Source organism: Streptomyces sp. NPDC051018 (genome assembly GCF_044456085.1).
Classification (GTDB): domain Bacteria; phylum Actinomycetota; class Actinomycetes; order Streptomycetales; family Streptomycetaceae; genus Streptomyces.
On record NZ_JBITFN010000003.1, the window covers coordinates 165,773 to 187,156 of the forward strand.

Sequence of the window (21,384 nt, forward strand, 5' to 3'; positions counted from 1 at the left end):
TCGTCGCACAGGTACGACCATATCGATCTAGTGCCCAAGGGCGGAAAAGGGGACCGTGGCATGGCCACTCAGGTGACGGCGAAGGCACAACGCAGCTCCTCGTTCCTACGGACCGCGGTCGCCCTGCAGACCCTGACCATCTTTCTTCAGGCGGTCTCCGCCGGGCTGCTGCTCACCACGTCCTACGGAGAGGCGCTGCACAGTGCCGGAGCACGGGTGATGTACGGGGCGTCGATGCTGTACGTGCTCGCCGCGGTGCTGGCGTGGAAGCCGGGCGGCGGGTCGCCCCGGCCGGTCCGGCACGCGTCGGGATTCCTCGTACTCGCCTCGGTCCAGGTCGTGCTGGGCATCGCGCACGTCCCCTCGGTCCATGTTCCCCTGGGTGTCCTGATGTTCGGTCTGAGTCTGCTGGCGCTCGCCCGGCGCTGAGGTCCGAGAGGGGTCCGAGGGCTCGGCCCGGTCCGCACCTCGCGAATCATCCGGCCGTTCGCCGGTGCCGTTCACGGACGGCCGGTGGGCACGGACCGAGCCGTTGCCTCCCCCCGCGGACGGTCCCGGTGCCGGACCGTGTCATGGAGCGATGAGTTCCCGGCACATCCCGGGTCTGCACGCCGTGGGGTCACCGGCCGCCGGACGACACGGTCGGCCCACATCGTCTCCCCCGGCGCATCCGGTCGGATGCCGCCGGGAGGAGACGGGGCCGACCGGCTCTGTCGCAGCGGCCGCGGCGGACGGAGAGGAAGAACGGGATTCCGTGTCCGATGACACTGAGCACGTCCGCGGGTTGATCGAGCGATGGGCGCGGGCGGTGCACCGGGGCGATCTCGACGCCGTGACGGCGGATCATGCCGAGGAGATCGTGATGTTCGACGTGCCTCCGCCGTTCGAAGGCGTACGGGGCATGGCGGCCTACCGGGAGACATGGCCGCCGTTCTTCGAGTGGCAGGCCCAGGGCGCCTCCTTCGACATCGAGGAGCTGAACGTCACCGCGGGCGACGATGTCGCCTTCGCCCATGCCCTGCTGCGCTGCGGTACCGAGCCGGAGCCGGCCGCCCGGCCCGGGTTCCGGTTGCGGCTCACCCTCGGGCTGCACAAGGAGGAGGACCGGTGGATCGTCGCTCATGAACACCACTCCTTCCCCGACCTCGGCGGCGGCGACCCGTAGGCCGAACGCCAGGTGCGGAACGTACACGAGCACTGGTTCGATCGCACTGCCCCGAAGGACCCGGGCGGGCTGATGGAGCACATCGCGGACGATGTCGTCTCGGCTGTGATCACATGCGCGGGACCTGGCAGGGCCCCGGCCCTCTCCGGTGCCGCGCTGTCCCCCGGGCCGCCCGGCCGACGGCCGCCCGCCCGCTTTCCCGGAGGATCGGCCCGGCCGGGCCGGCGCGCCGTGGCCCGCGTACGTACATCGTGCACGGCTCGCCGGTTCGCGGCCGGTTCCTCCCCCGGCCCGCCTCAGCCCGCCGCTTTCTCGATGAGCGCGCGGATGCGCTTCTCGTCGTCCGCGGTCAGCTCCCGCAGCCCGTAGGCGACCGGCCACATGGCGCCGTCGTCGAGTGTCGCCTCGTCGCTGAAGCCGAGCGAGGCATACCTCGTCTTGAACTTCTCCGCGCTCTGGAAGTGGCACAGCACCTTGCCGTCCTTGGTGTAGGCGGGCATCCCGTACCAGAGCTTGGACTTGAGGCCCGGAGCGGCGGACTTGACGATGTCGTGGATCCGCTCGGCCAGGACCCGGTCCGCTTCCGGCATCTCGGCGATCTTCGCGAGCACGTCCCGCTCCGCCGCCGACTCCTTCTCCGCCTTGGACGAACCGCGCCGCGCCACCGCCTTCTTCTGCTCCTGCGCGTGCTCCTTCATCGCGGCCCGCTCCTCGGCGGAGAATCCGGCGTACTGCTCGTCGGCCGGTCCGGAGTTGCCGGCGGACGGCTTCGTGGACTTCATGGCGGGTTCCTCTCGTACGGAGTGATGTCGTACAGGGTGATGCGGGTCCGGGTGGGGGTGCGAGCCGTGGGTCAGGACCGTGCGCGCGGCGTGGACGTCCCGGGGGCGGGCCCCACGGCGGCCTCCCAGACGAATCCGTCCGGGTCGGTGAACGAGCCGGCGGTGCCGCCGAGGACGATGCGGTGCGAGCCGGTGCCATCGGCGGGGACCCCGAGGTCCTTCGCCAGGCCACGGCGCTTGTACAAGGCGAGCTTGACGGGGCTGGACTCGTCGGAGGTGAACTCGGCGTACTTGCCGCCGAAGCTCCTGGCCACGGTCAGCCCCCGTTCGACGTAGAACTGCTTGCCGGCCTTCACATCCTCGACGCCGAGCAGCAGGACCATCTCGTCGATCTCGCGGGTCGCGGGGCCGGTGTCCCTCTTCGCCGGAGTCGCGATCTTCCAGATCGTCCCGTCCGGGGCCCGGACGACGCCCCCGTACCCCCACATCGACTTCGTGGCGGGCTTCAGCAGCGTGGCGCCGGCGGCCGTGGCGGCGCCGACGAAGCCGTCGACCGTGGCCGGCTGGGACACCGTGAGAGCCAGGGTGAAGCCGCGGAATCCGGTTGAGGGCGCCTCGGACGCCCGCTGATGGATGTACGTGTCCACTCCGAGGGCGGCGGAGAAGCTCCGGGCGACCTCGGGGTCGGCCACCTCAAGGGTGACGGAGGCGAGGGATGTGCGGAATGTGGTGGAAGCGGTGGTTGTCATGGCTTTTACGCTAGAGGCTGCCCGGCGGCTGGGGCTTCTCGAATCCTGACCGGTCTCGTCATCTGCTTCGCCACGCACGCCGGCATCCCCTCCACCGTGATCGCGGAGCCCGCTTCACGGTCACCGGCATCGGCATGACCGGCATCGGCGTAACCGGCGGCCGCATCCGCCGCCTGCCGCCGGAAGGCCCCGGGCGGCATGCCGACCAGCTCGGTGAAGCGGGTGGTGAACGTGTCCAGCGACGCGCAGCCGGCCGTGAAGCAGACATCGGTGACACTGAGGTCACCCCGGCGCAGCAGCGCCGCCGCGCGCTCGATACGACGGGTCATCAGATACGCGTACGGCGACTCACCGTAGGCCGCCCGGAACTGCCGGCTGAGGTGCCCGGCGGACACATTCACCTCGCGGGCGAGCGCCTCCACGTTCAGCGGCTGCGTGTAGTCCCGGTCGATCCGGTCACGGACGCGGCGCAGCCGCGTGAGATCCGCCAGGCGACCCGCCTGGACCCGTGCGTCCCGCCACTCGGGCTGACACATGAGGACACTCCCCTTCCCTTGTCTCGAACGTCTACGAGTGCCCGGGCGCCTGCCGGAACAGGCACCCCGGGCACTCGGTGGAGCGAACCGTTCCAGCCGGTGGGACCCGTATCGCCACCCGCACGGCTCAGCGAAGCTCCTGGATGCGGATCAGGTTGCCCGCGGGGTCGCGCACGGCGAAGTCGCGGATGCCGTACGGCTGCTCCGTCGGCTCCTGTACGACCTCGGTGTCACCGGTCTGCACCTTCTCGAACGTGGCGTCGAGGTCCGGGGTGGCCGGCAGGATCCAGCCGTAGGTGCCCTTGGCCATCGTCTCGGTGATGGTGCGGCGCTCGCCCTCGGTGACTCCCGGGTCGGCGGCCGGCGGTGCGAGCAGGATCGATGTGCCGGGCTGATCGGCCGGGCCCACCGTGATCCAGCGCATCCTGCCCTGCCCGACGTCGCTGCGGACCTCGAAGCCGAGAACGTCCCGATAGAAGGCGAGCGACGCGTCCGGATCGTCGTGCGGGAGAGAAGTCGTGTGGATGCTGATGCCCATGCCGGGCAGGGTAGGGCGACGCCGTGAACCACGCTTCTCGATTCCTGATCGATCCAGGCGCGCACACGGGCTCACCGGCACCCCTCCCCCAGGTGCGTCCGGCGCCGGCCCTGAGCCCCGGCCTCGGCACGCGACGGCCGCACCCGGGTGCCACGCCGAAGGTCGCGGCCCGTCGGGTTGCGCTCGGCCACTGGAGTGATGGCCGGAATCAGTCGGGTCTCCCAGGTGCGGCGACGTAGGCTCGTGTCCATGAATGTGCTCCTGCCGTTCCTGATCTTCGTTGGGGTCCTTGCCGCGGCCATGGGCTTCTTCGCGTGGCTGGCATCGCGCATTCGCCGACGGGGCCTCGCCGGCGGGGCCATGAGTGCGGCCCTGGCCTCGTACGAGGAGGCGTTCCGTATCACGGCTCACGAGGCTCATGTGGAGATCCGGGCCCAGGCGGAACGCAAGGCGCCGGCCCTCTCGCCCGACGGCCACGGGGGGCGCAGCCCTGGCGGCGGCCAGAAGGAGACCGGGAAACGGCGGCCGTCCGAGCCGCGGACTCGCCGATCACGACGGGGCCCGGGCCGCTGGCTCGTTCGGCTCAGGCGCGGCAGGTGACCGGTGCACCCCGTGTTGCTGGCGGCCGTCGCGCTGGGCGCAGCCGTGTTCCTGACGGATCGGGTTCTCCTCGTGATGGAGGCACGGGGCTGGATCTACTGGCGCAAGACCAAGGGTCTGTCGTCCATCGGTGTCGACCTCATCCAGGCGGGTGACCCCGGGGCCCAGGCGGTCAAGCGGGCCATGGAACAAGAACGCGTACGCAAGAACGTCAGGCCCGCGGAGGATCCGCCTTTCCGGGTGGACCTGGACAGGGGCACGGTGCACATCCGCCGCACCGGACACAATGAACCGGAGCAAGCACCTCCGATGTGATACGGGCCGGTTCCGTGGCAGCCGAGCCGAACCGGACCGGGGCTGCCGAGCATGCCCCGGCTGGGCGTTCACCCGCCCTGCGCCCGGCCGGGCACCGGTGAACGCGGTCGTGCCCCCCGCCCGGTTGACTCCCGGCGGGGGGCATCATCCGACGGGCGGGCGCCTTGTGGTCAGCCGACGGGCCTCTCCCAGACCGAGACATGCCGGCTGCTCTCGCTGGTAAAGGCGTCCCGTGTCCATCCGTCCCACCGCTCGCGAAGCCGCAGCCCGGCGAGCTGGGCCATCAGATCGAGCTCCGAGGGCCATACGTACCGGAAGGGAATCGAGGTGTACTCGCCACGGCCGTCGACAAGATCGATGTAGTTCGAACTCATCGCCTGGGTAGCGACGTCATAGACGTCGAACGCCCATCGCGTGGGGCTCACGTGGTAGGGCACGACACTCTGCCCGGCCGGGAGCTTCCGCAGTTCGGGGAGATGGACCTCGACGACGAAGCAGCCTCCGGGCTCCAGATGGTCCGCGACATTGCGGAAGCAGGCCACCTGCTCCGCTTGAGTCGTCAGGTTCATGATCGTATTGAAGACCAAATACGCGACGGAGAACATCCCGTCCACCCTCGTCGTCGCGAAATCACCGATCGTGACGCCGATCGCATCGCCACCCGGCTTGGCACGCAGGCGGGCGACCATCGCCCGTGACAGGTCGATGCCGTGGACCTCGACTCCGCGCCGTGCGAGAGGCAACGCGATGCGTCCCGTCCCGATTCCCAGTTCCAGGGCCCGGCCGCCGTCGGCGAGGCCCGCCAGAAAGTCGACCGCGGGGTCGAGGACGCCCGGCTCGAACATGTCCCCTTCCGACTGGTCGTAGCCGGACGCAACACGCTCGCCGAAGTACCCGTCCTGATCGTCCATTGGCCAGACCCTACCGGGGGGCCTTTCGCGGCGCACGCGAGTTTCTCACCGGCTGCGCCGCCCCGAGCGCACCCCCGGGTGCGCCACCGGTCGATGGGGCGGGTGGTGGGCATGGGGAGGATGGCCAGCGGGAGCAGTCCGGCCTCGACCGTGGCGCGGTCCAGGGTGAGGCCGCTGTAGCGGCCGACTCCGGTGAACACACGTGCCGGGATCTCGTGCGCGTGCTCCTCGCAGTACCGCTCCGCCTCCTCCTCGCTGGACACACCGTCGTACGGGGACGGGAACACCGCCCCCGCCGCCCGCAGCGCGGCATCAAGCTCCGGCCGGTCGGTCGCTGTGGGAGGGGAGCAGCGAACCGGTGTCGCTGCCGGAGGCTGTGCCGGGAGCCACCGAGCTGAGACCTCTCTCAGTCGAAATCCTCCACGAAGTAGCTGTCGTGCCGGACGCGGAACTCCTTCAGCTCCTCGGGGCCGCGCCGCGACATCTCCGCGACCCGCTCGAAGTACTCCTCGCGCGGGGAGCCCGGGGAGAAGAGCATGAGCAGGGACACGGGGTCGTCGGTCACGTTCTTGAAAGCGTGCAGACCGCCGGCCGGCACATACAGGAAGTCGCCCTCACGGCCCGTGATCCACTTCTCGCCGTTGAACAGCTCCAGTTGGCCGGAGAGGACGTAGAAGGACTCCGACATCGCCCGGTGGAAATGGGTCCCCGCCCCGGCGGACCGCGGGCCCAGCACTCCCTTGTACAGACCGAACTCGCCGCCGGTCGACTCCTCGGTGGCGAGATAGCTGGTGGATCCGCCGGGTGAGGAGACCTCCGGCGGGGTGCCGGCCGAGCGGAAGGACGCGTTCACCTCGCCCTTGGCGCCGTGGTAGCGGGGCTCCGGGTACTGCATGTTCTCGACGTACGACATCGGGCGCTCCTTGTCGGCAGGTTCCCCTCAAGGGTGTCCGCCGCGGCCGGGGGGCGCATCGGACCCGCGAATGATCGTCCCGGAGGGCTCGGACGAGGCCCAAGGGCCTAGGACCTGCCCGGGCCGGGTGAACGGGGTCAGCCACCCCCCTCGACGTACGAGGCCAGGTTGGCCGGCGAGGAGGCGATCCCCGCCTCGTGGACCGCTTGGTCGATGCCGGGAGGCACGCCCGTGGCGGTGACGGTCACCTCGGTCCCCACACCGGTGGCCGTGAGGTGCCAGGTCATCGTCATGGTGCCCGCGTACGACGGGTCGTCGGCCTCGAACACCGCCCGCTGCACCACGCGCTCCGGCGGCACCAGATCGGCGAACCGCACCTCGACCACATCCGTCGCATCCGTGGTCTTGCCCGGGCTGTCGGTGGGATCGAGGTAGGTGAGGACCATCCGGAACCCGCCGCCGGGCCGGGGGTCCCACCACTCGACCCGCCCGCGCATGCCGTCCGGCGGCAACCATGCCTCGATGGCCGCCCGGTCGAGGAGGGCGCTGCACACAGTCGCCGGCGGTGCCGCTACCACCCGGCCGGCGCGGTCGGTCCTCTCCATGACCGAAGTTTGTGCCAGGGAGTGTCTACAGGGCGCGTCACCGGCAGCCGAACCGACGGGAACGGCGAAGCCGCGCATGAGCTCGCCGGGAGAGACACGGATCTCCCGGCGAGCCCTGTCGGCACCGCGCGGTCAGCGGGTACGCGCCACGCCGGGCTCAGCCCCAGGTCTTGCCGGCCGGTTCCTTGATGGTGCGGTTGATCCGGTTGAAGAAGTTGGTCAGCGCGATCTCCAGGTTGATCGCGCCGATCTGCTCCTCGGTGAAGTGGGCGTTCACCTCGTCCCAGATCTCATCGGTGACGCCCTCCGCACCGTCCTGCAACCGGGTCGCGGCCTCGGCCAGCGCCAGTGCCGCGCGCTCCGCGTCGGTGAAGAACGGCGCCTCGCGCCACGCCGCCACATGGTGCAGCCGATCGTCGGTGTCACCGGCTTTCTTCCCTGCGGCGACACTGGCGTGGACGCACGCCGAGCAGCCGTTGATCTGGCTGGCGCGCAGATGGACGAGCGCGAGCAGCTTCGGGTCGGCGCCCCCGGCGGCGATCGCCTTATGGAGGTGCTGGATCGCGGTCCACAGATCGGAATGGTCCGGGTTCTTGTTCCTGAGACGGTTCTCCATGGGGGACTGCTCTCCTTCATCGGGTTACGTTGCGGGTGATGCGCGCGTCATCCCTATGACGGAGCAGCTTCGAGGAAGGTAACAACATGTCCGGCGCCTCTCCCACGGATCCGATCGCCGATGCCTTCGAGTCCCCGCGCGACCGGCTGCGGGCCGTCGCCTACCGCGTGCTCGGATCACACGCCGATGCGGAGGACGTGGTCCAGGAGGCGTGGCTGCGTCTCTCCCGCCAGGACACCGACACCATCGACAACCTCGGCGGCTGGCTGACCACGGTGGTCGGCCGTATCAGCCTGGATGTCCTGCGGTCGGGCCGGTCCCGCCCGGAAGTCTCCTTCGACGACCGGCTGGAGGAGTTCACGGTGACGCTCGACGACACTCCCGCCCCGGACGACCTCGTGGCGCTCGGGGACTCCGTCGGCCTCGCGCTCCTCACGGTCCTCGACTCGCTGCGCCCGCACGAACGGCTGACGTTGTGCTGCACGATGTGTTCGCCGTGCCCTACGAGGAGATCGGCACCATTCTCGGCAAGTCCGCCGACGCGACCAAGACGCTCGCCAGCCGCGCCCGCAGGAAAGTACGAGCCGCCGAGCAGTCGGCGAGCGGTGTAGGGCAACGGCGCGAGGTGGTTCAGGCCTTCCTGGCCGCGGCCGGCGAAGGCCGGTTCGAGCAGCTGCTGGAGGTGCTCCACCCCGAGGTGACGTTCACCGTCCACGCCCCGGACGGCCGGTTCGTCGTGCTGGGAGCCACCGAGGTCGCCTCCCGCGCGCGTCTGGTCGGAAGCGCCGCACGAGGGCACGCGGCGACCGTCAACGGCCACCCCGGCGTCATGTCCTGGAGCGAGGACGGCACCCCGCTCTCCCTCCTCGCCTTCACCGTCGCCGACGGCCGCATCACCGAGATCACCGCCCTGATCGACCCCGCCCGGCTCTCCCTCATGGACCTGCCGGGGCCGGTGTGACTCCCCACCGGCGCCCGCCGCTCCGACTCAGCTGCGGTCAGCTGTAGTCGTCGGGGTGGTCCTGCATCCACGTATTGATCTTGTCGCGGGTGCCGATCAGCAGGGTCTGGTGCTTCTTCAGGTTCTCGAAGGACCGGTCGTCGCCGATCTCCGCTTCGAGCTTCTTGATCAGGGCGATGGGCTCGGGAAAGTGGCCGGGGCCTTTCGGGTCCGCCTTCATGGCCCGGTCCATGCCCCGCAGTTCGTCATGGACACGGCCCAGGAAGTAGGCGCAGTTGCCCGGGGTGCAGGATTCGCCCAGAGTCGCCTGGAGCCCGGCGAAGGCGTCACGGACCTTCTCGACCGGTTCCCCATCCGGTGCGGAGGGCGGCGCGGAGCCGTCGGAGTCTCCACCGGACACCGAGGACGGCGCCTCGGGCGTCCCGGGCGACGTGACGGCTGCGACCGGGCCGCCGGGGGCCCCGTCGTCCTTCTCCGGCGTACCGCACGACACGCTGAGCGCGGCCAGGGCGACGACAACGGCCGCGCCCCGGGCTGTGGACCTGAACATCGGCTTCCCCCGTGATCGTCGAGTCAGCCGACCCTACACAACCCCCGCGGACGCACGGGAGGGCCCTGAGCCGGGAAGCCCTCGGCGGTCCGGACACCTCCTTCCCCATCACGCCCGGCCCGGCCTTCGAGGGAACCGGGAACGAAGCCGCGGCGCACTGTATCCCCGCGGCGGGCGGTCCCGCGTACCGCCGGCCGGTCCGGGCGGACCGTACGCCACCGCGGACCTGCCGGGACCGGCTCACCGGCGTCGCTCCGTCGCGTGCCGCAATAACGTACGCGGGCCGGACGAGGTCCGGACCCCGGCGTATCCGGCATGCGACTGGGGCACTAGCGGCGCAGGGTGGTCTCCCGGTCCAGACGCGACAGCTTCTCGGGGTTGCGCACGGCGTAGAGCCCAGTGACCAGGCCGTTGTCGATGCCCATCGCCAGGACGGTGTCGACTTCGCCGCCGAGTCTGACGATCAGCGCCGGGTCGCCGTTGACGTGTGCCGGCTGCATCGACATCGTGGCGGCGATCCTGCCCAGCACATCGGCCACCTGCTCGGCGCCCACGACGGGCGTCAATGCAGCGCGTACGACTCCACCGCCGTCCGTCAGCAGAACGACGTCCGGCGCGAGGATATCGAGCAGGCGTTGCAGGTCGCCTGTTTCCACCGCCCGCTGGAACGCCTCGACGGTGCGGCGGTTCTCGGCGGCGGAAGCGACCTGGCGCGGCCGGCGCGCGGCGACATGGGCCCGGGCCCGATGGGCGATCTGGCGGACCGCTGCCGGGCTCTTGTCGACTGCCTCGGCGATCTCGCCGTACCCGAGGTCGAACACCTCGCGCAGCACGAACACCGCCCGCTCGGTCGGGGTGAGCGTCTCCAGCACCAGCAGCATCGCCATCGAGATGCTGTCGGCCAACTCGACGTCCTCGGCCACATCGGGCGCGGTCAGCAGGGGCTCGGGCAGCCAGGGGCCGGCGTAGGACTCCCTGCGCCGGCCGAGGGCGCGCAGATGGCTCAGCGCCTCCGGGTGGTGATCCGGACCAGGTACGCACGCTGGTCGCGCACGATGCCGGGATCGACGCCCACCCAGCGCAACCAGGTCTCCTGGAGGACATCCTCGGCGTCGACGGCCGAGCCGAGCATCTCGTAGGCGACGGTGAACAGCAGATTGCGGTGGTCGACGAACGCCTGGGTGACGCTGTCCATGCGGCCGTCATGAGCGATCGGCCCGGCTGTGTCCCCTGTCCGGTCCCCGTTGCTTCGGTCATTCATCACCGGCTCCTGCCCGTTCGCTCTCGACTGCGTCGTACACCAGACGCCGCTCTCCCCCGCGTTGTGACGCCCGTGACCAGTGACGCACACCACATCGCCGCACGGTCACAAGGATCGGGCCGTCGGCAGCTTGTGTTCGTCCAGTGCGGCAGCACACGACACCACAAGTGAGCACGAGTGAGGACGACATCATGGAACCTCGTTTCAACCTGTTCGACAGCCCGACCGCCGCGAAGGTCGCCAAGCGGTTCTACAACGTCTCGTTGGCCATGGAGGGGTCGACACTGCCGAAGGCCCTGCGGGAACTGGTGGAGCTGCGGGTCGGCCAGATCAACGGCTGCGGATTCTGCGTCGACATCCACACCAAGGAGGCCGCAGCCGCTGGTGAGACCGCGCTCCGGCTCAACCTGGTCGCCGCCTGGCGGCACACCACGGTGTTCACCGAGCCCGAGCGGGCCGCGCTGGCGCTCGCCGAGGAAGGTACCCGGCTCGGCGACCACGGCGTGTCCGACGAGACCTGGGCCGAGGTGCGCAAGCACTACGACGACGACCAGGTCGGTGCGCTGGTCTGCCTGGTCTCCCTGATCAACGCGGCCACCCGGATGAACGTGATCGTGCACAATCCCGGGGGCTCGTACGAGCCCGGCATGTTCACCGGTATGTCCAGCTGACCGGCAGATGAAAGCGGCCCGCCCCGTGTCGTTGTTCGCCCCGGGGCGGGCCCTTGCCTGCCACAGACGTCAGAGTTTCGCACCGTCCCGAACGACACGGACACGGCCCCGAAGGCCGTCCAGCACTCAGAACAAGCACCGTTACGGTTCCGGAGCCGGGCCCGCACCGCGTTCCCGTCGGCGACACGGAGGGAGACGCATCCCGAGTGACATCGCCGGTCGTCGTGATCAGGAAGGGGCATCTTCGCTGCGTGCCGGCATAGGTGCGGACGACGGCCGGTCCCGGTGTGCCGATCCCTTGATCGTTTTCGGTAGGGGCAGTTCGCCATTCAATGCGCGTGCGGCCGGCGACGGTGGTTCGCTCAGATGACGCGCTGTGTTCTGCGGAGTGCGTCCCGGCCGGTCCTCACGCAGTCCGTGGTCGCTCACGCCACGCCCGGTGACGCCGATCGGTGCGGCGATGAAGGCGATGTCGAGCGATCTGGTCACCGGCCGGTGCCGGCTCACACCGCCGGCGCTGTGGCTGCTGCAGGGCCGGTGGGACGGGCGGGGATCACCTCGACACTGAAGACATGGCTTCCGAGAGCCGTGGCGATGCCGATGAAGAGCAGGGCGAAATGCTCCTGACCGGCGGCGGTCCCGATGCCGCCGAGGTCCATCCGGCTCTTCTCGGGCCAGCCGAGGTCGGCGAGAAGCCGATGGGTCAGGGCCTTGGCCTCCGCGTCGTCGCCGGAGAGGAAGACGGTCCCCGGCCGCTCCAGAATGCCGGGGTCCACCATGACGGCGTTGTCGACGGTGGCGAGGGTCTTCACCACCCGCGCGCCGGGGTACGCCAGCTGGATCTCCTCTCCGAGGCTCAACACCGGGTGCGAGAGCGCCATCTCCTCGGTGAACCCGACCCCGATGTCCACCACCGTCTTTCCCTCCAGCGCCGCCGCCCCGACCTCCGCCAGCACCGCCATCGACGCCGTCCCCGGCGTCGCGTTCACCACCACCTCGGACCCTTCGACCGCCGCCCGCAACCCGGCCACCTCGGCCCCCTCGACCGCCGCCACCTCCCCGGGCCGCCGCGACCCCATGACCACCTGATGCCCGGCGGCCGACCAGCCCCTCGCAAGTGCCCGTCCGACATTGCCTGTTCCCAGAATTCCGATACGCATGAGGAGGACGGTAGTGAGGGGGTGGGCACGGGCGGATCGGTCCACAGGCGTAGGCGGGGCGTAGGACCTGACGGAGGGGTTCTCGTCCTGTGGTCGTCGGTCCTCGCACAGCCGGCACACCTTCAGGGCGGTCACGGCCGGGACCTGACCAACCCGGTCACCGGTGCCCCACAGGCCACGACAGAAACACCGTCATCGCGGACGACGGATACCGGGCACCGGCCCGGTCATCCCACACCGCCGAGAACGCGGACAGGGCGATGGCTTGCGCCGACCTGATCCGGGAGACGGTCCAGCCGACTCGCGCGGAGGGCGACCCCGTCCGAGAGGTCCACGTCCCTCCGGCCCGGGAGAACACGGGCGCGTTCGCCACCCTGTTGCGCGTTGGAGGATCTCTATCTGGTCCACCATGCTTCTGGACCCTTCCATCTCTTCCGGGTGCACCGCGGGAGCTTCCGGATCCGCCGATCACGAACAGTTGAGGGTGGTCCCGTCATCGCTGGTCAGGGGCGAGACGATCACGGTGGGGCTCACGAAGGAACTGCTCAAGAACCGACCCACGAACGGACTCACGGCTGGGACCACGGCCGTGATCACGGAGGGGCCGGGTACACGTCCCGGAACCCGGGAGGCCATCAGCAATGACATTTCTTGCCGGACTCGCGTTCGGGATCACACCGTGAACGTTCGGGCGGGCGGGCTGCGCGGCGGTACACGGTATCTCTGATCTGCCTGCGCGACCGTCTGCCGTACCGGCTCGGTGTGTTCCCGGCCCGAGGGCTGTCCCGTGGGCAGCGGATACCGGGCTCATGTCCTGCGGCTTGCCTGCCGCCGGGGCCGAACGCCGGACCGGAACCACACAGTGACGATCCACGCGCAGCGGACATCCGCCGTCAGGGTGAAAAGCCCCGGAAATCCACACAAAGGAAATCTCCTCCTTTGGCTTTGGTTGTCACCGTGCGGTTCATGGTGGACTCGTTTGCGCAGGTGATTCCGGGCGATCCGGAGGAGCTGCCAGAATCCGTCCATGGTTGCGACGACATATCTGACCCTGGCAGCACACTAGGTTGAGTTCGGCCTGGTCACCGGGGAGCGGATGGACGCCGCCCTGGCGGCGATTGCCAGGCTCGGCTCCGGCCTCGACGAGACGGAGCTGGGAGCGGAGGACATCGCGGAGGTGCTGGAAGAAGCCGGTGTGGCGGTGATCGTGCCCGGCGGAGATGTGGACGACCTGGAGGAGAGTTACCAGGAAATCCTGGAAACGGCGGCGGCGTGTTCCGGCGGCACGGTCACGGTGTCCGGCGTGAAACTCACCGAAGACGAGAACGGTGATGAGTGCCTGAACTTCCTCCTCAACGGCAAGCCGACATCGTGGCCGGTCGAGCATCAGGCCGACGGATATCTCGACCAGCTCGCAGTATGGGAGTACATCGACGAACTGGAGCCCGGGGCCGATGATCAGCGGGTGTTCCACCCGATTCCCGGCGGGACGGCCGAGGAGGACGTCTATGTCCTGGCGACACCGGAGCAGGCCCTTGCCCTGCGGGACGCTTTCCCTCTCAAGCTCGATGTCCAGGGCCTTCCGGAACCCGGGGAACAGTCCAAGGCCGGAACGGAGGCGTCTCTTCGCGCCCGCGGGCCAAGATGAGCCGACCAGGCGCCATGTGGTGATCCGTACCCGAATCCCGGTGCAGACTCGCGCCAGGACCGTGCCGTCCACGGGGACAACACGGCTCCCGAACAGCGCCCGCTGAACCGGGTCCCACATGACACGGTGCCGGCCTGAGCCTCAATCGAGCCGGCCGCGAACTCAGGACACTCCTCACCGTCCGGACCCGCCGTCGCCGCACCATGCCGGAACCACCTGACCAAGCACCGCCCGTACGGCAACCGTGTTGCTGGTGACGCGGGTTGCAGCACTGGAAGACGGGGCCCCGGCACCCGCGGCCACAACGACCGGCCGGCGCGCTACGGTTTGCCCGCGACACCTCCGTAGATGTCCGTCGGCTCCGGCGAGGTGCCCGGGTCAGGGCGCCACAGAGGGCACGAGACGATCCCGGGGGCCAGGAGATCGAGCCCCTCGTAGAAGGTGGTGATCTGCTCGGGGGTGCGCAGGACGTACGGGACAGCGCCGGTGTCGTCGTACCCTTCCTGTGCCTTGGTGAGGTCGTCGTCGACACCGACGCTGTCGTAGTGCACGAAGTAACTGCCCGAGGGGAGAGCGGCCTGGAGGCGGCGGACGATCGCCTGTGCCTCACCGAAGTCCTGGATGTGGCCGAGGATGCCCATGAGCATCAACGCGACAGGGGCGCGGAAGTCGAGGATCTCGCCCACCGCGTCCAGGATCGCCTCCGGGTCGTGCAGATCCCCGTTGATGTAGGTGGTGACGCTCTCAGGGGTGCCGGGAAGCAGGGCCGCGGCGTGTGTCAGGACGATCGGGTCGTTGTCGACGTAGACGACACTGGCACCCGGGGCGATCCGCTGGGCGACCTGGTGGGTGTTGTCGTACGTCGGCAGGCCCGTGCCGATGTCGAGGAACTGGCGCACACCGAGGTCACGCGTGAGATGAGTAACCGCACGGATCAGATACTTGCGGGATTCACGGGCCATCGTCGCGATCTGAGGGGCGAGTGCGAGGTAGGCGTCTCCAGCCGCGCGGTCGACTTCGTAGTTGTCCTTGCCGCCCATCCAGTAGTTCCAGATACGTGCCGAGTGCGGGACGGACGTGTCGGGTTCACGCATGTTGTCCTCCGAGACGGGATGAGTGGTGGTCAGGTCGTGCGGCACCGTGCGGGTCGGACTACCGAAAGTTGGTTCGGGTTCCGGGCACGGTCCCGCCGAGGACGCGGACAGTGCGGTCGGCGGCAGCCGTCCTCGCGTTCGCGTCATGGTACGGAGAGACGGCGGCGGTGTCCGGGCAGATGCGGAACATGCCGGGTAAAAACCGGTGATGCGGAGAAGGCGGGCAACACGCTCCGGGGGCGTTGACCGGATACGTCCGGCCGCCCCGGTCCCGGGGATGCGCAGGGAACAGCGGGAGCAGGCCCGGACCGGAGGAGAGACAGAAGGGACCTGCCCTCGTCAACGTCATGCCCAGACCGTGGGAAGCCTTCGGCCTCGGCGCCCCGGCCGACAGGTGACGCTCACACCCCCGGGGAATGCCTTCGGACCGAACCGAGCGTGGGCTCGGTCCGGTCCGGTGGGCGGCAGGGTGACGGGTCCCGCGGTGTGCGGGCCGGGTGAGCGGTGAGGGGGCGGCCCGGCGGCGTCCACCTCGGTGCAGCCAGCTCTGGCGAGCGCGGCCCTTCGGCACCCGCCCGCCAGAACTCGAGAGCACCCGGCCGCGCCGGCCCCCGGGCCCCCGGGCCTCAGGGCCTCAGGGCCTCAGGGCCTCAGGGCCTCAGGGCCTCAGGGCCTCAGGGCCTCAGGGCCTCAGGGCCTCAGGGCCTCAGGGCAGTACGTTGACCGTGCCGACGTTCACGTATCCGCCGATCGCCGCAGGCGCACCGGCCGGGTTGAGGCAGCTCAGTGAGGCGATCAGCGCATAGGTCCGGCCGGCCTGGAGCAGCGGCAGGGCGATGTCCTGCCGGTAGTCGGAGCCACCGCTCAGCGGAACGGGCGGGGACTGGGCGGTGAAGTCGTGGGAGCCGCCGATCTCGTCCACGCTCACCCGCAGGATCCAGGTGCCGGCGAGCAGCGGAACGAGGAAGCCGGTGACGCCCCACTCGATCCGTACGGTGAGGACGGTGTCGTGGTTGATCACATCGGCGGGCTGCTCACCCGGGTCGATGACGACCGCGCTGATCTGTCCGGCGAGTGCCGTGGTCGGAAGGGGAAGCGACTGGAAGGATCCGGGAACCATCTGATGCTCCTGTCGGGCTGGTCGTGTCGGTGAGCGACTCCCCACATCGTGGGCCGCCCGGCCGTACGTGACCTGAGGCACCGGTCCCGTATCGCCCGGGCAGTCCGCCCTCCCGGACCGGGACTCCGCTCCCGGTCCGGGCGGGTCACGACGCTCCGGTGGGGCCGTCCTGCTCCCGGGCTCTGCCGAGTCCCGCGTCCCGGGCCCGGGCCACCGCCGCCGCCCGGTCGTGCACACCCAGTTTGGAGAGGATCGCGGAGACGTGGTTCCGGACGGTCTTCTCCGTCAGGACCAGTCGCCGCGCGATCTGGTGGTTGCCGCGGCCGGTGGCGAGGAGTTCCAGAATCTCCCTTTCCCGCTCGGTGAGTTCGGGGAAGACCCGGGACGCGTACTGCTGGTGCGCGCCGGTGAAGAAGGAGACGATCCGGCGGGCGACTGCCTCCCCGTACACGGCGTTGCCCGAGGCCACGGCGAGGACGGCACGGACGATCTCGGCACGGTCGGCCCCCTTGAGGAGATAGCCGTGCGCCCCCGCCCGCAGTGCGCCGAACAGCGCCTTGTCCTCCTCGTGCATGGTCAGAACGAGGACGGCGGTCTCCGGCCGGTGGGCCAGCAGGGCGCGGATGGCCGGGATACCGTCGGTGCCCGGCATGGCGAGGTCGGTCAGGACGACGTCGGGCGCGGTACGCGCGGCGACCGCGATCAGTTCCTCACCGCCGGCGGCCTCACCGACGACCTCGACGTCCGGGCTGGAGGCCAGGGCCGCACGCAGACCGAAGAGGAACATGGGGTGGTCGTCGGCGATGACGACCCGTACGGGGATGCGTTCACTCATGGCTCCTCCACGGCTCCGGGGTCCAGGGCGCTGCTTCACGGCTCCTGCGAGGGTGGCGGCGGATCCGGGCGATCCGGGGTTTCGGGACGCTCGGGGTCTTCGGCTCCTCGGCGGACTCCGGGTGCTCCGCGCGTTCCCGGGGTGCCCGAGGAGCCGGGAGGTCTCGGCGGTGCCGGGAACCGGAACGGCTCCGGCCGGTCGGGCGGCTTCGGGGAACCCGGGTTCCCCAGCGGCAGGGTGACGGTCACGACGGTGCCGTGCGGCGCGGACTCGACGACGAGTTCGCCGCCCTGCGCGTTGGCCCGGCGCCGCATCGACGCCAGCCCCACCCCCGCCGTGGCGTCCGGCGCGATCCCGTCCCCGTCGTCACCGACGCTGATCCGCAGCACCGCCCCGCGAGCGGCGACGGTGACCGTGCAGGCGCGGGCGGCGGAGTGCCGGGCCGCGTTGGTGACCGCCTCCGTCACGATGCGGTACGCGGCGGTCTCCACATCCGGTGGCAGCGGCGGGAGTTCACCGATGCGCGCCTCCACGGACAGGGCCGGTGAGACGGTGCCCAGGTGCTTCCGGACCGCTTCGGCCAGGCCGAGGGCGTCCAGGACGGTGGGGCGCAACCCGTCGATGATGCGGCGGATCTCGGTGACGGCGGTGCCGACCTCGTCACCGATACGGGCCAGCAGGGGGCGGCAACCGCCCAGGTCGCCGAGGTCCAGCGCGGTGGAGGCCGCCTGGAGGCCGAGTGCCATGCCGGACAGCGAGGGGCCGAGCCCGTCGTGGAGGTCGCGGCGGAGGCGGTCGCGTTCGGTGTGGGTGGCGGCGACGACCCGGTCGCGTTCCCGCTGGAGCGCCTCCGCAAGGTGCAGGGCGCGGACGAGTACGGCGATCTGGGCCGCCATCGCGGTCAGCAGCCGGATATCGGCCCGGCTGTAGTCGTCGCCCGGGTTCCGGCGGGCGATCCGCAGCGCGCCCACGGTGTGCCCGGCCACCCGGAGCGGCACGGTGTGCCCGCCGATGGCGGGGGTACGGCCCCGGGCGCCGAGTACCCTGCCGTCCGGCGCGGTCACCTCGGCGCCCGGCGCGCGGACGGCACCGGTGACAGCGTCGAGCGCGGCGGGCAGCAGATCGGTTTCGCCCGCCGCCGCGACCTGGTCACGCAGCCGGGTCAGGGCGCTCAGCGGGTCACGGCGGGCACCGTAGACGAGCCGGTCGGCGGCCCGCTGGAGCCTCGCGCGTACGGGCGCGAGCGCCACCGCCACCAGCAGGGCCGCCAGCACCCCGGGCAGGGGGCGGCGGTCGAGCGCGGAACCCGCCAGCATGGTGGCCAGCAGATAGACGACGACCACCAGGCCGGTGAGGGCCGCGTAGACCAGACCGCGGCGGAGCACGGTCTCGATGCCCAGCAGCCGGTAGCGCAGCACGCCCACCGCGACGACGACCGGCACCAGATAGACGCCGACCGCCAGGGCGGGGCGGGGCAGATCAAGGAACGTCAGTGCCAGCAGCGGTCCGGCCGCGCACACGAACCAGGCGAGCTGCTGGCGCTCGGGCGGCTCGGCCCGCGCCAGCCGGACGGCCGTCCCGGCCCAGATGGCGACCGTGGACAGCACGAGCGCGGGGACGCACACGCCCAGCAGCAGGGCCACGACCACGGCTTCGGGCAGGGCTGCGGGCGGATGGTGACCGGGGGCGATGTCGTCGTACGCGGGCGGGTGGAACGGTACGACGAGGATGAACAGCGTGACGGCGAGGGCGACTCCGGCCACGGGCAGGCGCCACCATCTGCTCGCGAGGCGTCCGTCGGGGTAGTACGCCATCACGACCGTCGGCGCGGCGAGAACGGCCGGTGACCAAAGGCCCGTACTGGCCGCCGCCGCGATGTCCGCGCCCGGCCAGGAGGGCTCGGCCAGCACGACGCCGTAGCCGCCGTAAGCGGCGAGTCCTATCTGCAGCACCGACGAGGCACCGGCGCCGAGGAACAGCCACCCGAGGACGTTGCGGGGGCGCAGCATGATGAGGATCGCCCCGGCCAGCTCCCACTCCAGGCTCCCGCCGCCCACCACGCCCACGAAGTAGGCGTGGTCCCCCAGCCGTTCGGCTCCCGGCAGCGTGGTGATCCAGCCCGCGCCGGCCATCACGGCGGTGCTGGCGAACACCACGGTCCAGGCGATCACGCGCGTACCCGTTCGGGACATCCGTTCAGGGTCCCGCAGGTGGCGTCCCGGGGGCTATGGCGCGTGACGTGCCGCGGCCGGGCTTCCGTCCCGGCGTCCGGGACCCGGGGCCCGCTGAGGGACGCGGAGACGCCGCCGGGCGCGATGCGGCGACCGGCCCCTGGCCGTCAGGTGACGGGAGCCGCCATCGGCGTACCGTTCACCCGGGGGCCGGGACGACGGCGCTCGGCGGGCCGAGGTCCTCCCCCGTCAGGAAAAGGGGCGTACACGATGTGCGGGGGCCGGCCTCCGGCACCGACAACTCCGGTATCGTCGCCGTGAGTTACGCCGGCGGCGGACTTCCCCACCGGAAGCGGCGGCGGGGCCGCCGGCGCCGGAGCCCGCCGTCGAACACCGATCCCCATGCTGTCGGCAACGGCCTCTGAGCAGATGGCGAGCCGAACCGTGATTCGAGACCTGTACAACGTCCGGTTGCGGACCGCGGAAGGCACCGGCACCCCGCTGACCGACGAGGAGGAACAGCGCTACCGGGCTGTGCTGTTCAGCGAACTCGGCACCACGATCGCCGGCCAGGGCTGGGTACGCTACCCGGCGTACACACCGGAGGAACGCCTCCGGCTCGTCGGGGTGGCACACCGCCTGAGCGCCCACTGGGGACAGCAGGTGTTCGTGGAGGCGGAAGACCAGTGTCGCCTCAGGCTCTTTCTCGCCGGACACGAGGCACGGCCACAGCAACTGCCGGCGGGTTCCCGAGACCGCGTTCGAGATCTGGTCGTGGGACGATCGCCCGGTGACACGCCCCTTGGATCGTGACCGATCCCTCGAAGAACTGGAACGTGACTGCCGGCCGGGTCCGCCGGCCGACGCCACCCGTCTTCTCACCACCGCACACGCCTTGCGGCGTCGGCCGATCGGCGAGCTGACCGTCGAGGACATGCGCTTGTTGATCGGGCAGGACATCGGCCTGCCCTACCTCCTGCCGCTGTCAGTGGAGGTACTGCGGGAGAACCCGATGGCGGAGGGGCACCTGTACGCTGGTGATCCGCTGTCAGCGGTCCTCACCAGGAACCCATCGGTGTGGGCCGAGTTCCCCGAACTCGGCCGAGAGCTTCGCGGGATCGTCTCGAAGTTGACTGGCCTGCCCCCTGACCTGGAGCGGAAGGCTGATCGCTTCCCGGTTCCCCAGGGCACCGACGCGGGAGGTTCCCCACGGAAGGGACGGTCGGCGCAGCCATGGAACGTTTCGCGGAAGCGAGCGTGGACCGGGCCGCGTGGCCGTCCGGCCGCGGGCGAGCCGGCGGACCATGACGCCGGTCATCGCCCAGCGGATCACGGTCTCTGAGCGGGCCGGGCTGGTCTCGTGGTCACGCGCGAGGCGGCGGTGGGCGGTGAGCCGCAACGGCCGCCCCTGGGACGCCACCAGGATCACAGCAGCCTGTCCCTGCCCGTGGGCCCGTTCCCGTGGGCGGGCGCGGGCGAACGGGCGGTGGGGCGCCGCGTCGGCGTACGGGGGGTGGGTGGGCCGTTGCGGCGGGGCGTCCTTCGATGGCGGCGGCCCGCTCCGGAAGGCGGCAGCGAGCCACCGTCCGTGCAGAAACCGACAACACGCGTGCACTCATCGCCGATGACATCACACGGCTGCCGCCGGATGATCCTGCCAGGTGCCCGTGACTCCGGCATCGAAGCAGACAAAAGGGGAGTGCGTATGAGCTACAAATGCGCTGCGCGTATCGCAGGTGCCGCGATCGCCGCCTTCGGCATGGTGGTGGGATTCACCGGACAGTCGGCCGCCGCGGACGTATGGTTCCGTGCAGTCAACCCGAGCCGGGGCGCAGAGGCCAGCGGGGAGTTCCTCTACCCGAGTTCGGGGTGCGGCTACACGAAGATCAAGAATCCTGCCTATCCCCATATGAACACGATCAAAGACACGGACGCGGACGGCAATGGCGCGATTGCCTACATCGGCTACATCCCGTGCAACAGGACCACGGGACAGATCGTGGAGAAGAAGCTGGCGAGCGTGGCGGGCGAGGGCAACATCGCGGATCTGCCCACGACCACCTACTACAACGTCAGGTGGGCTGCCGTGCGAGTATGCGAGTACTACGGATCGAATCAGCACATCGACTGCGGTGGCTGGACCAACTGACCAGTTCGTCGTCTGAGGCCCCGGATCCGGAAGG

Annotated in this window: 21 protein-coding genes and 4 pseudogenes; 9 read left to right on the top strand and 16 right to left on the bottom strand. The window is 70.4% G+C overall.

The window, feature by feature from the left end; genetic code table 11:
- Positions 1-60: 60 nt before the first annotated feature.
- Positions 61-429, top strand: a complete 369-nt coding sequence (locus tag ACIBCM_RS07070; RefSeq protein ID WP_399240934.1) for a hypothetical protein — start codon at positions 61-63, stop codon at positions 427-429.
- Between the two features lie 325 nt (positions 430-754).
- Positions 755-1,165 carry a nuclear transport factor 2 family protein gene (locus ACIBCM_RS07075; protein ID WP_399240935.1) on the top strand — a complete coding sequence of 137 codons (411 nt, stop codon included), beginning with the start codon at positions 755-757 and terminating at the stop codon, positions 1,163-1,165.
- Between the two features lie 296 nt (positions 1,166-1,461).
- Here ACIBCM_RS07075 and ACIBCM_RS07080 read toward each other — a convergent pair whose 3' ends face one another.
- The 4 genes from ACIBCM_RS07080 to ACIBCM_RS07095 all read right to left on the bottom strand — a co-directional run bounded on the left by ACIBCM_RS07080 (position 1,462) and on the right by ACIBCM_RS07095 (position 3,770).
- Positions 1,462-1,947 (bottom strand): iron chaperone, encoded by a 486-nt coding sequence (locus ACIBCM_RS07080; protein ID WP_399240936.1) that lies wholly within the window; start codon positions 1,945-1,947, stop codon positions 1,462-1,464.
- Between the two features lie 71 nt (positions 1,948-2,018).
- Positions 2,019-2,696, bottom strand: coding sequence for a glyoxalase (locus ACIBCM_RS07085; RefSeq protein WP_399240937.1), 678 nt, complete (start codon positions 2,694-2,696; stop codon positions 2,019-2,021).
- 5 nt (positions 2,697-2,701) lie between these two features.
- Complete coding sequence (locus ACIBCM_RS07090; RefSeq protein ID WP_399240938.1) at positions 2,702-3,232, bottom strand: helix-turn-helix transcriptional regulator; 531 nt, start codon at positions 3,230-3,232, stop codon at positions 2,702-2,704.
- Positions 3,233-3,359: 127 nt separating this feature from the next.
- On the bottom strand, positions 3,360-3,770 hold the full coding sequence (locus ACIBCM_RS07095; RefSeq protein WP_399240939.1) for a VOC family protein: 411 nt from the start codon (positions 3,768-3,770) through the stop codon (positions 3,360-3,362).
- 603 nt (positions 3,771-4,373) lie between these two features.
- Here ACIBCM_RS07095 and ACIBCM_RS07100 point away from each other — a divergent pair.
- Positions 4,374-4,685 carry a hypothetical protein gene (locus ACIBCM_RS07100; RefSeq protein WP_399240940.1) on the top strand — a complete coding sequence of 104 codons (312 nt, stop codon included), beginning with the start codon at positions 4,374-4,376 and terminating at the stop codon, positions 4,683-4,685.
- Positions 4,686-4,855: 170 nt separating this feature from the next.
- On the opposite strand, the gene ACIBCM_RS07105 is transcribed toward ACIBCM_RS07100, so the two are convergent.
- The 4 genes from ACIBCM_RS07105 to ACIBCM_RS07120 all read right to left on the bottom strand — a co-directional run bounded on the left by ACIBCM_RS07105 (position 4,856) and on the right by ACIBCM_RS07120 (position 7,730).
- On the bottom strand, positions 4,856-5,596 hold the full coding sequence (locus ACIBCM_RS07105) for a class I SAM-dependent DNA methyltransferase (protein WP_399240941.1): 741 nt from the start codon (positions 5,594-5,596) through the stop codon (positions 4,856-4,858).
- A gap of 406 nt (positions 5,597-6,002) precedes the next feature.
- Positions 6,003-6,509, bottom strand: coding sequence for a cupin domain-containing protein (locus ACIBCM_RS07110; RefSeq protein WP_399240942.1), 507 nt, complete (start codon positions 6,507-6,509; stop codon positions 6,003-6,005).
- A 137-nt stretch (positions 6,510-6,646) separates the two neighbouring features.
- A complete protein-coding gene (locus tag ACIBCM_RS07115; protein ID WP_399240943.1) occupies positions 6,647-7,114 on the bottom strand; it encodes an SRPBCC family protein in 468 nt (155 codons plus the stop codon).
- A gap of 157 nt (positions 7,115-7,271) precedes the next feature.
- Positions 7,272-7,730 carry a carboxymuconolactone decarboxylase family protein gene (locus ACIBCM_RS07120; RefSeq protein WP_399240944.1) on the bottom strand — a complete coding sequence of 153 codons (459 nt, stop codon included), beginning with the start codon at positions 7,728-7,730 and terminating at the stop codon, positions 7,272-7,274.
- An 86-nt stretch (positions 7,731-7,816) separates the two neighbouring features.
- Between ACIBCM_RS07120 and ACIBCM_RS07125 the strand changes: the two are divergent.
- Positions 7,817-8,691, top strand: a pseudogene (locus ACIBCM_RS07125) (sigma-70 family RNA polymerase sigma factor).
- A gap of 37 nt (positions 8,692-8,728) precedes the next feature.
- Here ACIBCM_RS07125 and ACIBCM_RS07130 read toward each other — a convergent pair.
- Complete coding sequence (locus ACIBCM_RS07130) at positions 8,729-9,241, bottom strand: hypothetical protein (protein ID WP_399240945.1); 513 nt, start codon at positions 9,239-9,241, stop codon at positions 8,729-8,731.
- Between the two features lie 329 nt (positions 9,242-9,570).
- A pseudogene (locus tag ACIBCM_RS07135) lies at positions 9,571-10,502 on the bottom strand (RNA polymerase sigma-70 factor).
- Positions 10,503-10,693: 191 nt separating this feature from the next.
- Here ACIBCM_RS07135 and ACIBCM_RS07140 point away from each other — a divergent pair.
- Positions 10,694-11,173, top strand: a complete 480-nt coding sequence (locus ACIBCM_RS07140) for a carboxymuconolactone decarboxylase family protein (RefSeq protein ID WP_399241267.1) — start codon at positions 10,694-10,696, stop codon at positions 11,171-11,173.
- Positions 11,174-11,676: 503 nt separating this feature from the next.
- On the opposite strand, the gene ACIBCM_RS07145 is transcribed toward ACIBCM_RS07140, so the two are convergent.
- Positions 11,677-12,378 carry an NADPH-dependent F420 reductase gene (locus ACIBCM_RS07145; RefSeq protein ID WP_399240947.1) on the bottom strand — a complete coding sequence of 234 codons (702 nt, stop codon included), beginning with the start codon at positions 12,376-12,378 and terminating at the stop codon, positions 11,677-11,679.
- A gap of 1,051 nt (positions 12,379-13,429) precedes the next feature.
- Here ACIBCM_RS07145 and ACIBCM_RS07150 point away from each other — a divergent pair.
- Positions 13,430-13,981 carry a hypothetical protein gene (locus ACIBCM_RS07150; RefSeq protein ID WP_399240948.1) on the top strand — a complete coding sequence of 184 codons (552 nt, stop codon included), beginning with the start codon at positions 13,430-13,432 and terminating at the stop codon, positions 13,979-13,981.
- A gap of 320 nt (positions 13,982-14,301) precedes the next feature.
- On the opposite strand, the gene ACIBCM_RS07155 is transcribed toward ACIBCM_RS07150, so the two are convergent.
- From ACIBCM_RS07155 to ACIBCM_RS07170, 4 genes are all read right to left on the bottom strand, one after another.
- A complete protein-coding gene (locus ACIBCM_RS07155; protein ID WP_399240949.1) occupies positions 14,302-15,075 on the bottom strand; it encodes an SAM-dependent methyltransferase in 774 nt (257 codons plus the stop codon).
- Between the two features lie 706 nt (positions 15,076-15,781).
- Positions 15,782-16,195 carry a hypothetical protein gene (locus ACIBCM_RS07160; protein ID WP_399240950.1) on the bottom strand — a complete coding sequence of 138 codons (414 nt, stop codon included), beginning with the start codon at positions 16,193-16,195 and terminating at the stop codon, positions 15,782-15,784.
- Between the two features lie 145 nt (positions 16,196-16,340).
- The gene (locus tag ACIBCM_RS07165; protein WP_399240951.1) at positions 16,341-17,030 is read right to left on the bottom strand and encodes a response regulator; all 690 of its coding nucleotides are present in this window, start codon (positions 17,028-17,030) and stop codon (positions 16,341-16,343) included.
- A 35-nt stretch (positions 17,031-17,065) separates the two neighbouring features.
- Entirely contained in the window at positions 17,066-19,222 is a 2,157-nt protein-coding gene (locus tag ACIBCM_RS07170; protein WP_399240952.1) for an ATP-binding protein, read from the bottom strand.
- Positions 19,223-19,672: 450 nt separating this feature from the next.
- Between ACIBCM_RS07170 and ACIBCM_RS07175 the strand changes: the two genes are divergently transcribed.
- Complete coding sequence (locus ACIBCM_RS07175) at positions 19,673-20,014, top strand: hypothetical protein (protein WP_399240953.1); 342 nt, start codon at positions 19,673-19,675, stop codon at positions 20,012-20,014.
- A pseudogene (locus tag ACIBCM_RS07180) lies at positions 19,992-20,297 on the top strand (contact-dependent growth inhibition system immunity protein); the annotation flags it as partial. The gene ACIBCM_RS07175 and the pseudogene ACIBCM_RS07180, both read left to right, overlap by 23 nt.
- A 189-nt stretch (positions 20,298-20,486) precedes the next feature.
- On the opposite strand, the pseudogene ACIBCM_RS07185 reads toward ACIBCM_RS07180, so the two are convergent.
- Positions 20,487-20,594: pseudogene (locus ACIBCM_RS07185) on the bottom strand (IS5/IS1182 family transposase); the annotation flags it as partial.
- 312 nt (positions 20,595-20,906) lie between these two features.
- Between ACIBCM_RS07185 and ACIBCM_RS07190 the strand changes: the two are divergent.
- Entirely contained in the window at positions 20,907-21,350 is a 444-nt protein-coding gene (locus ACIBCM_RS07190) for a hypothetical protein (RefSeq protein ID WP_399240954.1), read from the top strand.
- Positions 21,351-21,384: the final 34 nt, after the last annotated feature.